This is a genomic window from Pectobacterium sp. PL64, assembly GCF_022477975.1.
GTDB classification, from domain to species: domain Bacteria; phylum Pseudomonadota; class Gammaproteobacteria; order Enterobacterales; family Enterobacteriaceae; genus Pectobacterium; species Pectobacterium jejuense.
Map to the genome: position 1 here is coordinate 2,305,775 of NZ_CP092070.1, position 13,323 is coordinate 2,319,097.

Annotated in this window: 14 protein-coding genes; 2 read left to right on the forward strand and 12 right to left on the reverse strand. The window is 55.3% G+C overall.

The genetic code is table 11. The features are described from left to right. Positions 1-177 precede the first annotated feature (177 nt). Positions 178-393, forward strand: a complete 216-nt coding sequence (gene osmB, locus HP572_RS10155; protein WP_010276685.1) for an osmotically-inducible lipoprotein OsmB — start codon at positions 178-180, stop codon at positions 391-393. A 57-nt stretch (positions 394-450) separates the two neighbouring features. On the opposite strand, the gene yciH is transcribed toward osmB, so the two are convergent. The 4 genes from yciH to HP572_RS10175 all read right to left on the reverse strand — a co-directional run bounded on the left by yciH (position 451) and on the right by HP572_RS10175 (position 3,196). Next, a complete protein-coding gene (gene yciH / locus HP572_RS10160; RefSeq protein WP_010306267.1) occupies positions 451-786 on the reverse strand; it encodes a stress response translation initiation inhibitor YciH in 336 nt (111 codons plus the stop codon). Continuing rightward, positions 783-1,526, reverse strand: coding sequence for an orotidine-5'-phosphate decarboxylase (gene pyrF, locus HP572_RS10165; protein WP_240585538.1), 744 nt, complete (start codon positions 1,524-1,526; stop codon positions 783-785). Before pyrF ends, yciH begins: the two co-directional genes overlap by 4 nt. A gap of 182 nt (positions 1,527-1,708) precedes the next feature. After that, on the reverse strand, positions 1,709-2,878 hold the full coding sequence (gene lapB / locus HP572_RS10170) for a lipopolysaccharide assembly protein LapB (RefSeq protein ID WP_240585539.1): 1,170 nt from the start codon (positions 2,876-2,878) through the stop codon (positions 1,709-1,711). Positions 2,879-2,890: 12 nt separating this feature from the next. Continuing rightward, a complete protein-coding gene (locus tag HP572_RS10175) occupies positions 2,891-3,196 on the reverse strand; it encodes a LapA family protein (protein WP_240585540.1) in 306 nt (101 codons plus the stop codon). Positions 3,197-3,380: 184 nt separating this feature from the next. On the opposite strand from HP572_RS10175, the gene HP572_RS10180 reads away from it, so the two are divergent. Continuing rightward, on the forward strand, positions 3,381-4,325 hold the full coding sequence (locus tag HP572_RS10180) for a sugar-binding transcriptional regulator (protein ID WP_240585541.1): 945 nt from the start codon (positions 3,381-3,383) through the stop codon (positions 4,323-4,325). 88 nt (positions 4,326-4,413) lie between these two features. Here the strand turns inward: HP572_RS10180 and HP572_RS10185 are convergent, their stop codons facing one another. From HP572_RS10185 to HP572_RS10220, 8 genes are all read right to left on the reverse strand, one after another. Further along, the gene (locus HP572_RS10185; protein WP_095699692.1) at positions 4,414-5,412 is read right to left on the reverse strand and encodes a sugar phosphate isomerase/epimerase; all 999 of its coding nucleotides are present in this window, start codon (positions 5,410-5,412) and stop codon (positions 4,414-4,416) included. A gap of 116 nt (positions 5,413-5,528) precedes the next feature. Continuing rightward, complete coding sequence (locus HP572_RS10190; protein WP_240585736.1) at positions 5,529-7,019, reverse strand: FGGY family carbohydrate kinase; 1,491 nt, start codon at positions 7,017-7,019, stop codon at positions 5,529-5,531. 2 nt (positions 7,020-7,021) lie between these two features. After that, a complete protein-coding gene (locus tag HP572_RS10195; protein WP_240585542.1) occupies positions 7,022-7,966 on the reverse strand; it encodes a transketolase family protein in 945 nt (314 codons plus the stop codon). Beyond that, complete coding sequence (locus HP572_RS10200; protein ID WP_240585543.1) at positions 7,959-8,789, reverse strand: transketolase; 831 nt, start codon at positions 8,787-8,789, stop codon at positions 7,959-7,961. Before HP572_RS10200 ends, HP572_RS10195 begins: the two co-directional genes overlap by 8 nt. Before the next feature lie 176 nt (positions 8,790-8,965). Continuing rightward, positions 8,966-10,063, reverse strand: a complete 1,098-nt coding sequence (locus HP572_RS10205; RefSeq protein ID WP_240585544.1) for an ABC transporter permease — start codon at positions 10,061-10,063, stop codon at positions 8,966-8,968. 1 nt (position 10,064) lies between these two features. Next, a complete protein-coding gene (locus HP572_RS10210; protein WP_240585545.1) occupies positions 10,065-11,618 on the reverse strand; it encodes a sugar ABC transporter ATP-binding protein in 1,554 nt (517 codons plus the stop codon). After that, complete coding sequence (locus tag HP572_RS10215; RefSeq protein ID WP_240585546.1) at positions 11,618-12,250, reverse strand: DUF2291 family protein; 633 nt, start codon at positions 12,248-12,250, stop codon at positions 11,618-11,620. Before HP572_RS10215 ends, HP572_RS10210 begins: the two co-directional genes overlap by 1 nt. Positions 12,251-12,294: 44 nt before the next feature. Beyond that, on the reverse strand, positions 12,295-13,236 hold the full coding sequence (locus HP572_RS10220) for a D-ribose ABC transporter substrate-binding protein (RefSeq protein ID WP_010276654.1): 942 nt from the start codon (positions 13,234-13,236) through the stop codon (positions 12,295-12,297). Positions 13,237-13,323: the final 87 nt, after the last annotated feature.

Genomic DNA, 13,323 nt, shown 5'->3' on the forward strand with positions numbered 1-13,323 from the left:
CTATCGTTAACATAACGCAGGGGAATTAAGATTTTTTACCTGTTGCAGTTTTTTCCGATGATTATACTTGTCATCAAGCAGTAAAAGGCCTGTTTCTTTATTTAATACCGCAAAAAGTACGTTGTTCGATATTTTCCTCACAAGAAACGTGAGGCCAAGAGCAGAAAGGGGAATAAAATGAAATTAAACAAACGTTTTGCGACAGCCGCGCTGGCAATTACGCTTGCTGTAACGCTCGCGGGCTGTTCAAACATGTCCAAACGTGACCGTAATACCGCGATTGGTGCCGGTGCGGGTGCAGTCGGTGGGGCTATCTTAACGGATGGTGGAACATTAGGAACGCTGGGCGGTGCAGCTATCGGCGGGCTGATTGGCCGTCAGGTCGATAAATAACGAATTTTAGGCAGCAGGTTCACGGGAGTAAACCTGCTGCTTTTATATTTATATGCTTTAGCCACCAGCCAGCTTAACCTTCATACCTTTTGCTTCCAGAAGCTGTTTTAGCAGATCGCGTTTATCTCCCTGGATTTCGATCACGCCGTCTTTCACTGACCCGCCGCAGCCGCATTTCTTCTTCAATTCAGCCGCCAGCTTATCCAGCGCAGCATCATCAAGATCGAGACCGCTAATCAGGCATACGCCCTTCCCTTTGCGGCCGCTGGTCTGACGCTGGATACGCACGATGCCGTCGCCTTTTGGCCGAGCGACTTGTTCTTCTTCCGGCTTAATACGTCCGGTTTCCGTGGAGTAAACCAGTTGGCTATTTTCGTCACGGCGCATGTTCATGATGCCGCACCGTTTAACAATGAAGCGCGAATCTCACGCAGCGTCTGTGCCGGATCCGCTGATTGGGTGATCGGACGTCCAATCACCATATAATCGACGCCAGCCTGCTGCGCCTGAACCGGCGTCATGATGCGGCGCTGATCGCCAACATCGCTGCCAGCGGGACGAATTCCCGGTGTGACCAGCTTAAATGCCTGTCCGCATACCTGCTTCAACCGCTGCGCTTCATGCGCGGAACACACCACGCCATCCAGCCCGCTGTTATGCGTTAACACTGCCAGCCTTTCGGCCTGCTCCGCCGGGCTGACGGTAATGCCGAGCCCGCGCAGATCGTCTTCGTCCATGCTGGTTAACACGGTCACTGCAATCAGCAGCGGCGCATCGTTACCAAACGGCACCAGCGCTTCTTTCGCCGCCGCCATCATGCGCGACCCACCGCTGGCGTGGACATTCACCATCCAGACGCCAAGATCGGCGGCGGCCGCAACGGCGTGGGCGACGGTGTTTGGAATATCGTGGAATTTCAGATCGAGAAACACATCAAAGCCGCGCTGTTGTAGCGTCTGCACGAACTGTGGGCCGAATAAGGTAAACATCTCTTTGCCTACCTTCAAACGGCAATCCTGCGGATCGATACGGTCAACAAACGACAGCGCTGCCTGCTGATTGGCATAGTCCAGCGCGACCACAATCGGGGATGATACCGTTTGATTCTTTTGCTGTAGATTCTCGTTTTTCATTCGTCACCCAGTCTCTTGCGAAGCCAAAATTCCCGCCGCATTCTACATGCCCCGCCCCTGAAATCCCAGCCGCCTGAAGACCAATGCGATTAAAGAAGCTGGCTGGAACCGAAATTACATGCAGTTATTAGTATGTTGTAACTAAATTGCGGTAAACAACACCAGCTCGATATCGTGAAATGTTACTGGCCGTCGAGCCCACGGATCGGCTTGATGCTAGCCCAGGTGCGGCAGGAAGGACATTGCCAATAGAGCGATTGCGACGTGAAGCCACATTTGCGGCAGCTATAGCGGGGTTTGGTGCGAATTTGTTCGCCGACCATGTCGCGCAATCCCTGGAGATTTTCTTTTGTTCGTCCGTCTTCCGCTTCATGCAGGTGAAAATCCATCAGGCGATGGAACACGCGCATCGTAGGGTGACGTTGAAGCTGCCGGTTAATATAAGCCTGTGCAACCTCGGCCCCCTCTTCTCTTTCGAGAATGTCGGCCAGCATCAATTCCGCCGTCGCACCGGTATTTTCTTCTACGCAGCGTTTGATGAAATTCATCCAATCCAAAGGCTTATCTAAATGCTGATAGCACTCTTGCAGCATCGGCAGCGTTTCGCTAACCAGCTCTTTATCCTGATCGAGAACCTGTCGTAAGGCTTCCACGGCGCGTGAATAATCCTGCTGCGCCATGTAGATGCGTCCCATCATGATAGACGCACGGGCGCATTGACTGTCCGCCGTCGCCCCTTTCTTCAGGAGCGTGAGCGCCTTATCCAGATCGTCGCTGCCCATCGCTAACAGCGCCAATTCACAGTAAAAATGCGCGATGTCCACGCGAAGCTGGTCTTTTCCCATCTTGACCAGTTTTTCCGCCACATCGATTGCCGTCGGCCAATCGCTGGTCGCCTGATGGATCTGCAAAAGTTGCTGTAAGGCGCTGCGGCGAAAATCTTCTTCATCCACCAACTGGTTGAAACTTTCTTCGGCGCGGTCATACAGCCCGGCGGCCATGTAGTCACGACCCAGCTGTTGCACCGCCAGCAGGCGTTGTTCAAAGGTTAGCGATGCGCTTTCGGTCAGCGCCTGATGGATGCGAATCGCACGGTCAACTTCGCCGCGCGAACGGAACAGGTTACCGAGCGTGAGGTGGGCTTCAAAAGTGTTGCTGTCATCCTTGAGCATGTCGAGGAACAGCTCAACCGCCTTATCCTGCTGATTGGACAACAGGAAGTTAACCCCAGTGACATACTCACGGGACAGGCGGTTGGATTCCTGCTCTTTGTCCTGCTGCGCACTTCTGCGACCCATGTACCAGCCGTACGCGGCGGCCACGGGCAGCAACAGAAACAGCAGTTCTAACATAGAGAGAATTCCTTAGTGGGTGACCGTCTGCACTGGCGCCACGTTCTCCTCGGTGGAGGTAGAAAGCTGTTGTTCCAGACGCTTGATTTTACGTTGTGCACGGCCAAGCGCAATGCGCTGACGCAGATAAAACAGACCACAGATAACCCAGCCAAGGGAAAAACCCAGGGCAAACAGCGTGGCAAGCAGTGTGGAGATACGATACCCCCCCTGTGCCAGCAGGTAGTTAAATGTCACAACCTGATCGTTGTGCGCACCCAGTGTGACAGAAATGATGAATATCGCCAGCACGAGTAAAAAAATCAGCAAATATTTCACATTGTCCTTCCTGTGATATCCATTAACCGGATGAATTATGCCAAATTTTGGCGACAAACCCCATTAAATTACCATGTCCGGCGCGGACAGGGAAATCAAGAGTCGTGCTCCGCTGCCGTCTGCGCTTGTTATTTATTCTGTGCTGAATAAAAATGACAGCAGCAAGCCAGCAAGGGGAAAAGTCATGTCAAAGCAGGACGAACAGCGATTATTGGTCAAGATCGCTACGCTCTATTATAGCGAAGGGATGAAACAAGCAGAAATTGCTGCCTCACTCCATCTGTCACAGTCTTTTGTCTCCCGCGCTATCACGCGCTGTGTTAAAGAAGGTGTGGTCAAAATCAGCGTAATTCAACCCCCGAACATGTTCATGGGGCTGGAAGCGGCGATTCAGAAGCGCTACGGCATCGATCAGGCTATCGTGGTAGATGTCGCCGATAACGCCACGCTGGCGCAAATCAAGCAGGCGATTGGTTCTGCCGCTGCACACTATGTCCAAACCAGTATCCGCCCTGACGATCTGGTCGGTATCTCGTCCTGGAGCAGCACGCTGCGGGCGATGGTGGACAGCCTGCATCCACAAAGCGTCAAGGCTCAGGGGGTCATCCAGCTCTTAGGCGGCGTCGGGCCGAACGGCAACGTGCAGGCGACGATCCTGACGCAAACCTTAGCCAATCAGCTTAACTGTCCCGCTTACCTTTTGCCCGCGCAGAGCATCGAACGCTCGGTGGAAGATCGTGCCCGTTTGGTGACCAGCGATGAGGTTTCCAGCGTAGTTGATAAATTCAGCGAAGTGAGTCTGGCGCTTGTCGGTATCGGCGTGCTGGAGCCATCGCAACTGCTGAAAAATTCCGGTAACTACTATCACGAAGCGATGTTGCAACAGCTGGCCGAACGCGGTGCCGTGGGCGATTTGTGCCTGCATTACTACAATGCGGAAGGCGAACCGGTGTTGCAGGATGATGAAGACCCAGTGATTGGTATGGCGCTGCCGCAGCTGCGTCAATGTCCGCGCGTGGTGGCGTTAGCGGGCGGTGTCGAGAAAAGTGCCGCAATTCGTGGCGCGTTGACCGGTCACTACGTTGATGTGTTGATTACCGATCGATTAACCGCTGAGACGTTGATCTAAATCGCTCATCACCCAGCGGTTAGCAAATAATAGTCACGTCAGGCGCAGAATGCTTCCCCTGCTCTGTGCCTGACGTAGTGTGACGTGATTACTCGTCAACGTTAATAGATGACAGCAGCGCATCCTGCACAATACGCTGCGCCTGTAACGGATTTTGCGCTTCCTGCGCCGCCTGCAGCGCCGGGATGTCCAGCTTATCCAGCGCGCGATAGATGTGTTTCAGGAAACGGATAGACAGCTGCGCCGCCTCAACATGGTTCTCACGGAACGGGAACTGATCGAGCTGCCAGACGCCCTGCCAGTTGTTGATTTTCAGCACGTAGAAGAATTCGAAGATCTCGGTCATATGCACCGTGCCGACCACCAGATCGTCATCCCAGCCGCGCAGGTTATCGTTCACATCCATACCGAACAACCGACCGCGATCGATAATCAACTGGGCAGAATCGGCCGGTGATTCGCCACCATACAGCGCATGCCCGAAGTCCAGCAGCACGCCCACGTTATCCAGCCCGATATCTTCGATGCCCAGCAGCGTTCGCGCGGCAGAATCCCAGGTCATTTTCACGCGCGGCTCACGCGGTTTGTATTCGATAGCAAATTTCACATCGGGGTTAGCCCCCGCCAGATCGCGCATGCCGTCAACCGCCAGCTTCCACAGGTTTTTATGGCTGACCTGGAACGGATAATCCCAGCCATCCTGACCCGGCCAGACTTTGACGTAATTCGCACCGAGTTCACGCACAATACCCGCAGATTCGTGCATTAATTCAAACGCCGCCGCTCGGGCCGCCGGATCGGGGTTGGTAAAGGCACCGCGCGACCACTTTTGCAGATAAATTTCCGGCGTGATGCCAATCGCCTTCAGTCCTGCATCTTTCAGCGCATCTTTCACTTCGCTGAGCGTCACGCCCGGCGTGAAGGGATAAGGCAAGTCGACATAGGAAAGTTCGCCGACTTCTTTCGCCGCTTTGATCTGATCGATCGTACTCAATGCCGGGCCATAGCCGTCTACGGCATAGCGGTCGATATAATTCGCAAAATGCCACAAACCGGCACCAAATTCAGGGTAGTTGTACGTTGCCATAAAAGTCACCTCATTGATTTCTGATGGTATTGAGCTGCTTATCTTTTCTTTCGTATCGGATAGGGTCTTACTGCTAACATTTCTTACTGCTAAAAATGTCTTACGGTTAAAAATGGTTATGGCTCGGGCCGCAGACGCGCACGCGCTACCGCCGTGCGCCACTGTTGATAGCTCTCCAAAGCCCTGTGATCAGTCGTCGACGGTTCAATGATCTCCACTTCTCTTGGTAGTGCGGCAATCTGTTCGCGATGTTCCCACCACCCCAGCATTTTTCCGCCCAGATAAGCCGCTCCCAGCGCCGATACTTCCGCGTTATGGTTACGAATCAACGGACGCTGCAAGAGATCGGCCTGAAACTGCATCAGCCAGCGGTTTTGTGTTGCGCCGCCGTCGACGCGCAGTGCGGGCAATGCCGCCTGCGATGCCTGCTCCATCGCGAAAAAGACGTCGGCGATTTGATAAGCAATGGCTTCAAGTCCCGCGCGGGCGATGATGGCGGGCGTGGTGGCATCGCATAAACCGCACAGCAACCCACGCGCTTGCACATCCCAATAGGGCGCGCCCAGCCCGGATAAGGCTGGAACAAAGAAGACGCCCTGATTAGCGTCGGCGCTAAGCGCCAGTTCGGTAAGTTGCGTAACAGAAGGAATGCCCAGCATCTGACCAATCCAGGCAAATCCTGAACCGGTGTGGGTAATATTGCCTTCGAGCGCGTAGCGCAGTTCGCCATCGTGCCAGGCAATCGTGGTGCTAAGCCCTGCGGCCTGTTGATGCGGCGTGTTGATGGTCGTCATCAGCGACGATCCGGTGCCGTATGTCGCCTTAATTTCACCGCTTTGAGTGATGCCCTGACCGTACAGCGCTGCATGAGAATCGCCAATCAGCGCTACAATCGGTACACCAGCGGCCAGCCCGCTGATGCCTGTCACACCGGTGTGACCGTGTAACGCCGAGGACGGCGTGACGGCCGGCAAACACACGCTGGGAATACCGAACAGCGCCAGCAGGTCCTCATCCCAGCAGCCGCGGTGGATATTGAACAGTTGGGTTCTCGCCGCGTTGGAATAGTCGGTGGAATACGCGCGTCCGCCGCTAAACTGCCAGTTAAGCCAGCAATCCACCGTTCCGATACACAGCTCCCCCTGCATCGCCCGGGCGACACCGTCCGGCAGTTCCGCCAGCATGGCGTGCAGTTTAGCGGCAGGGAAAAGCGGATCAACCTGTAGCCCGGTACGGGATTCGATCAGACGTGCTTCCGCACTGCCCTGCAAGGCCTGACAGAATTTCTCGGCGCGGCGATCCTGCCAACTGACCAGCGGCGTCAGCGGCTTTCCGGTTCGCCTGTCCCAAATCAGCACCGACTCACGCTGATTGCTGATCGCCACGCCCACCACCTGAGCCCGATGTAATGACGACAGGCAGGCTTCTGCCGCCTGACAAACCGCTCGCCAGATCGCCATCGCGTCTTGCTCGGCTCTGCCTGGCTGCGGGTGCGTTACCTGCAAAGCGACGGCCGCTTTAGCCAGAATGCGCCCCCGCTCATCGACGGCAATCGCCTTGGCGTTCGTCGTCCCTTCATCGATGGCCAAAATAACCGGCGTAAACATCATCAGCCTCCCGGGCAAAGACGCAGTGCTGCGTTGACAATGCCCGTCGCGTCCAGCCCGTGATGCGCCCGCATCGCGCTCCGATCGGCGGCAATCGCGTATTGACCATCGGGAATTCCTAACCGCACAAGAGGAATTCCGCTGCCCGCTTCCGCCAGCACTTCCGCTACCAGACTGCCTGCACCGCCGTTGACGTTATGTTCCTCGACTGTGATGACTCGAGGTGTTTCACTCAGAATTTCAAGCAATTGCTGAGTATTGCACGGGCGGATAGAGGAAAGATTAACCACTGTGGCAGAGAGTCCTTTTTCTGCTAATAATTCAGCCGCCGTCACAATTTCATGCACGGTCGACCCCAACCCGACCAGCGTGATATCGCGACCTTTGCGCAGCACATCGATCTGCCCTGGCACAAAGCGATACTGCTCATCGTGCAAGGCAGGCAGCGGTTTCCCATCGAGGCGAATATAGACTGGCCCCTGATGTTCAAACGCATAATCGATAATCTGACGGCACTCTTCCGGGCTGGACGGCGCGTAGATCTCAATATTGCCAAACCCTCTCAGCACCGCGATGTCGTCAATACTGTGGTGCGTGCTGGCGAGCGGGCCATAGCTACAGCCCGCATTCAGCCCGAACAGCTTGACGTTGCTGTTGTTGTAGCAGACGTCGACTTTGAGCTGCTCATTCGCACGGGAGATCAAAAACGGGGCCGCGTTACAGGTCACCGCAACCTTACCGCCGATGGACAGCCCTACCGCCGTCCCCACCATGGTTTGCTCTGCGATCCCCACGTTGACGATGCGCTCGGGGAAACGCTGTATGAACGGTGAAATCTTCGCCGTAGAGGTCGAATCCGCCAACACCGGAACGACATCAATCCCCTGTTCGACGGCCTTGATGAACTGCTCGACCATGACGGTTGCCAGATGCTCTGCGTTACTCATCTTTTAATTCCTCCAACGCCAGTGCAATTTCCTCGCCTTTCGGCACGCGGTGATGCCACTCAGCCCGCCCCTGAATAAACGACACACCCGCGCCTTTTTCCGTATTCGCAATCACCACATTCGGCTTACCGTTGCGCGGCAGGTTCTCCAGCGTTTCCACCACCGAGCGCATGTCATTCCCCGCGCATTCCGTGACCTGAAGGCCAAAAGCCTGCCACTTTTCCGCCAGCGGATCGGTGTTCATAATGGAACAGGTCGTTCCCGCCAGTTGCAGCTTGTTCTTGTCGTTGATGATGATCAGGTTATCCAGTTGGTAATGCGCCGCCGCCAGCGCCGCCTCCCAGTTGCTGCCTTCCGCCAGCTCACCATCCCCCGTCAGGACAAATACTCGACGCGTGCTGTTATCGCGTTTCGCCGCCAGCGCAATGCCGACGGCAACCGGCAGCCCGTGCCCGAGCGCGCCGGTGTTCAGTTCAATCCCCGGCGTTTTGTGCTTGACCGGATGCCCCGGCAAATGCGAGTCAGGGTGCTGGTAAGTTGCCAGCCACGCTTCTGGGAAATAGCCTGCTTCCGCCAGACAGCAGTAATAGCCGCCGACCGCATGACCTTTTGACTGGATGTAAATATCCCGCTGTGGATCCTGAAGGCGATCTGGTGCACAGTTCAGAATGCGAAAATACAGCGCCGTCAGAATCTCGACCTGTGACAGGTCGGCGCCCGTGTGCCCGCCAGCTGGGCTATTGGCATTCAGATGAATAATGCGGCGACGAATGGCGCGGGCTTTTTTCGTCAGCGCCTCCACCGACAATGCGTACGGATTCATACTTCACCTCGCTTGAATTTTTACTCAAAAACGAATATTTATTCATATCGAATCAAAAAAAATTGCGCTCAAATCGGGCCTCGGTATGCCTACCGACATCGTTCTCGCCACAACTCAACGCCCCGTGCTAGTTACGCTTAACGTACGATTTATGCTTAATGCGTCTCTACGCTTAACTATGTCCCTTCCGCCGCGGCCTTCTGTGACACAATTGCGGCTTTGTGCTGCATACGGTTTTGCATCTGGTCGATAATCACCGCCACAATGATGACAATGCCTTTAATCACCATCTGCCAGAATTCACTTACGCCCATCATCACCAGCCCGTCGGCAAGGATCCCGATAGCAAACGCGCCAATCAGCGTGCCCAAAATCGTACCGCGTCCGCCTGCCAGCGACGTTCCGCCAAGCACCACGGCAGCAATCGCGTTCATTTCAAAGGCAGTACCAGTTGCCGGATGGCTGGCGACCAATTGAGACGACACCACGATGCCCGCGATAGCCGCGCAGAAGCCGGAAATGGTATAGACCCAGACTTTGACCTGACGCACTTTGACGCCGGAAAGTTCAGCAGCACGTTCGTTGTCACCAATCGCATAGACATGACGGCCAAACGGCAGGCGGCGCGCCACGTAGGCAATCACCACGGCCAGCACCAGCATCAACCAGATAGCCAGCGGTAGCCCCAGGATCGTGGCGGAGCCAATTAGCTCAAAACCGGTGTTGCCCAACTGCGGGTTACCGCCCAAGCCGGGGAACGTTTCCCCGCCGGAAATCAGCATCGATGCTCCACGCACGATGTACATCGTTCCGAGCGTGCAGATAAAGGGCGCAACGTTATACCGCGTGATGATCCAGCCGTTGATGGCACCAATGAGCGCACCAATCAGCAGCACGACAGGCACGATGACCCACACGCTGGGGAAAATCGCGACGCCGAACATGGGCAGCACAATTCCCTGAGTAATCATGTAGCCCGCCACCATGCCGCACAGCCCTAACGTGGCACCGATTGACAGGTCAATCCCGGCGGTGATGATGACAAACGTGATCCCCAGCGCCAGAAACGCATTGATGGCAATGTGCTTCACCATGATGATCAGGCTGCCTGTGGCCAAAAATCCGGGCACAGTGAAAGCAAAGAACCCCAGAATCAGGAACAGCGCTATAAACGTGCGCAGCCTGAGAATCAACAGCAGGATGCTCTCTCGTGAGCGTACAAACTTACCCGGTGATAGCGCGCCTGACGCCGCCGGAAGGTGAGTCGTTTTCATGTCAGAACCCTTGTGCACTTGCCGAAACCAATGCCGACTCGCTGGCCGACTGACGCACGATATTCGCCGTCAGCTTGCCGTTCGACATCACCAAAATACGGTCCGATACCGCCATAATTTCTTTCAGATCCGAAGTGGAGAACAGCACGCCGATGCCCTGTTCGGACAGCCCGACCATCATTTCAAATACGTCGGCTTTGGCACCCACATCGATGCCCCGCGTTGGCTCGTCCAGCAGCAGCACCTTGGGGCTGGTCAGCAACGAGCGACCAATCACCACTTTTTGCTGGTTGCCGCCGCTGAGCGCCTGAATTTCCACCTCGGGCGAAGAAACTTTGATCGCCAGTTGCCCAATCGTGCTGGCAACCACCTCCTGCTCCTGCCGCTGGAAGATCGCCATACCGTATTTCAGCCGCCGCCACAGGCTGGCGATAGTGAGATTGGAGGCCACCGAAGACAGCGGAAAAATGCCAGTTTTCTTGCGATCTTCCGGCACCAGACTCATGCCCATACGAATGCGCTGCGCGGTAGCAAGCCGCGGATTCACCGGTTTGCTATCGAGATAAATCTTGCCCAGATAGTCATTCTGAATACCCAGCAGACACTCGAAGAGTTCGGTGCGGCCCGCGCCCATCAGCCCGTAAATACCGACGATTTCCCCTTCACGCACCATCAGCGACACATCATTAACCACCTGATGCCCAGCATCATTGAGGCAGGTAAGGTGTTCCGCTTCCAATATCGGCGCGCCAAACGTTCTGCCTGGATGCAGGAAGCTGGTGACAGGGTCACCGCCGAGCATTTCCCGCACGATCCACGGCACGTCGATGTCGCTGACGGCCGCTTCTGCCTGAAAACACCCGTCGCGCAGGATGGTGATGTAGTCACCAATCGCCATCAGCTCTTCCAGCCGGTGTGAAATGTAGATAATCGACACATTCTGGCGGGTCAGCTCGCGGATCACGCGGAACAGAATCTCCACTTCGGTTTTGCTCAGCGCGGAAGTGGGCTCGTCCAGAATCAGAATGTCGGCCTGATCCGCCAGCGCTTTGGCGATTTCCACCAGCTGCTGTTGGCCAACTTTCAGGCTGGCGACCTCGGTACGTGGCGAAATATCCTGATCGAGACGCGCCATCAGCTCCGCCGCAATCCGCTCCTGTGTCAGATAATCGATAGGCGCAACACCTTTTTGCAGTTCCCGGCCCAGGAAGATGTTCTCCGCCACGCTCAGGTTCTCGGACAGGTTGAGTTCCTGATGCACCATGCCAATGCCTTTTGCCGCCGCATCACGCGTATCCGCGATGCGCACCGCTTCGCCATTCAGCAGAATCTGGCCGGACGTCGGCTGCTGCACGCCGGCCAGAATCTTCATCAGCGTCGATTTGCCCGCCCCGTTTTCACCGATAATCACGTTGACCTTGCCGCGATAAACGTTGTAGTCGACGTTATCCAGCGCCTTGGTGCCGGGAAACAGCATGGTGATACCGCGGGTCGCCATGACGATATCGGGTCGGCTCACCGCGTTTGATTGCAGAGAAGCGTCTGGTTTTTCCATCACTGCGTCCCTCCTCCGCTCGTTTCAGTCAGGTTTAACGTCATCGGCACCGCTTCGCTGATGCCCTGCTTGGTTATCACCAGCGCCGCCAGTACGTTGACAGGTTTACCCTGCACACCTGCATCCAGCTCAGGCAACGACGCGAGCGCTTTGTTATTCAGCGCGCGGGCCAGTTGGGCAAACTGGACCTGATTTTTGAAGTCATCAAAGCGAATAAACCCAGCCGCATCGCGAATGGCATTACCTTTGACGATCGGCCCAAGTTGAAGCGTGACCGCGTCACCTTGCACATCAAGCGTCAATTTTCCTTCGCGACTTTCCCGGTCAATCCCGCTGACCGTGCCCTGAAGCCGTGCGTAGACCGGTTTACGTCCTGAATCCTCCAGCGCGGCCTGCGTTTTCTTCACGTCATCCCAGGACAATGCCTGCTGCTGCGCAGTTGGGAGCAACTTCGGCTGCCACAGCGCTGTCGCAATGTTCTCTGGCGTCATGGTGCTATAGCCCGGCACAGAAGCCGGATCGACCGGAATGATCGGCTTACCGTTTTCATCCAGATCGACCACCGTACAGGCCGACAGCAGCAAGGCGCAGAGCCCAATCCAACTGGCGCGGTATCGTTCATCGAACAGCATAACGACTCCTTTATCAGCAGGAGCTGACGCTCCTGTCGCCTTAATTACGGTTTCAACGCAAAGGTGTTGAGTTTGGTCGCGTTAGATTCATCGATCAGAATGCAGTCCATCAGCTGTTTTTCTTCGTGCTGTGCCTTGCCGTTCTTCAGGTAATAATCCGCCTGTTCGACCGCCATCTGTGCCTGTTGCCAACCGGGTTGCAGCACCGTGGCCTTGATGTTGCCTTTATTGATGATGGAATCGCGCACGTAGTCGCTTCCGTCAAAACCCACCACAATCACGTCGTGACGCCCCGCCGCTTTCAGCGCGGCTTCGGCACCTAACGCCATGGTGTCATTGCCGGAAATCACGCCAGTGATATCTGGATTTGCCTGCAAGATAGCTTCCATACGGGTAAAGGCTTCCGTCTGGCTCCAGTTCGCCGTTTGTCTGGCGACTCGCTTCATGTCGCTATATTGATCGATTACATCGTGGTAGCCCTGCGAACGAACGTGCGCATTGGTGTCTGACTCGCGGCCAATCAGCTCGACGTACTTGCCTTTCTGCCCCATCAGTTCGACGAATTTCTCCGCACCGAGCTGCGCGCCCTGATAGTTATTGGAAACGATCTGCGCCACGGCCACGCCGGTTTCATTGATTTCACGGTCGATCAGGAAGGCTGGGATACCGGCGGCTTTCGCTTTTTTCAACGGGCCAATGGTCGCATCAGCCCCGGCATTATCCAGAATGATGGCTTTCGCCTTACGGGCAATGGCAGTTTCAATCAGCTGGTTTTGTTTGCTGACGTCATCGTCATGCGACGCCACCAGCGTGGTGTAGCCCAGTTCGATGGCTTTGGTTCTGGCACCTTCGGCTTCGGCTTTAAAGAATGGGTTGTCGTGTGAAGGGGTAATTATGGCGATCAACCCGTTATCTGCGGCGAACGCACCGGCAGAGAAGGAAAACATGACGGCCAGCAGGGAGGATTTCAGACGGTAAGGTTTCATTGTTATTCTCCTGTTTGAATATATATTCAATATTGAATTAACATTCAAATGAAGTTTTACAACCAACCGAAAAATTGTCCAACTGCA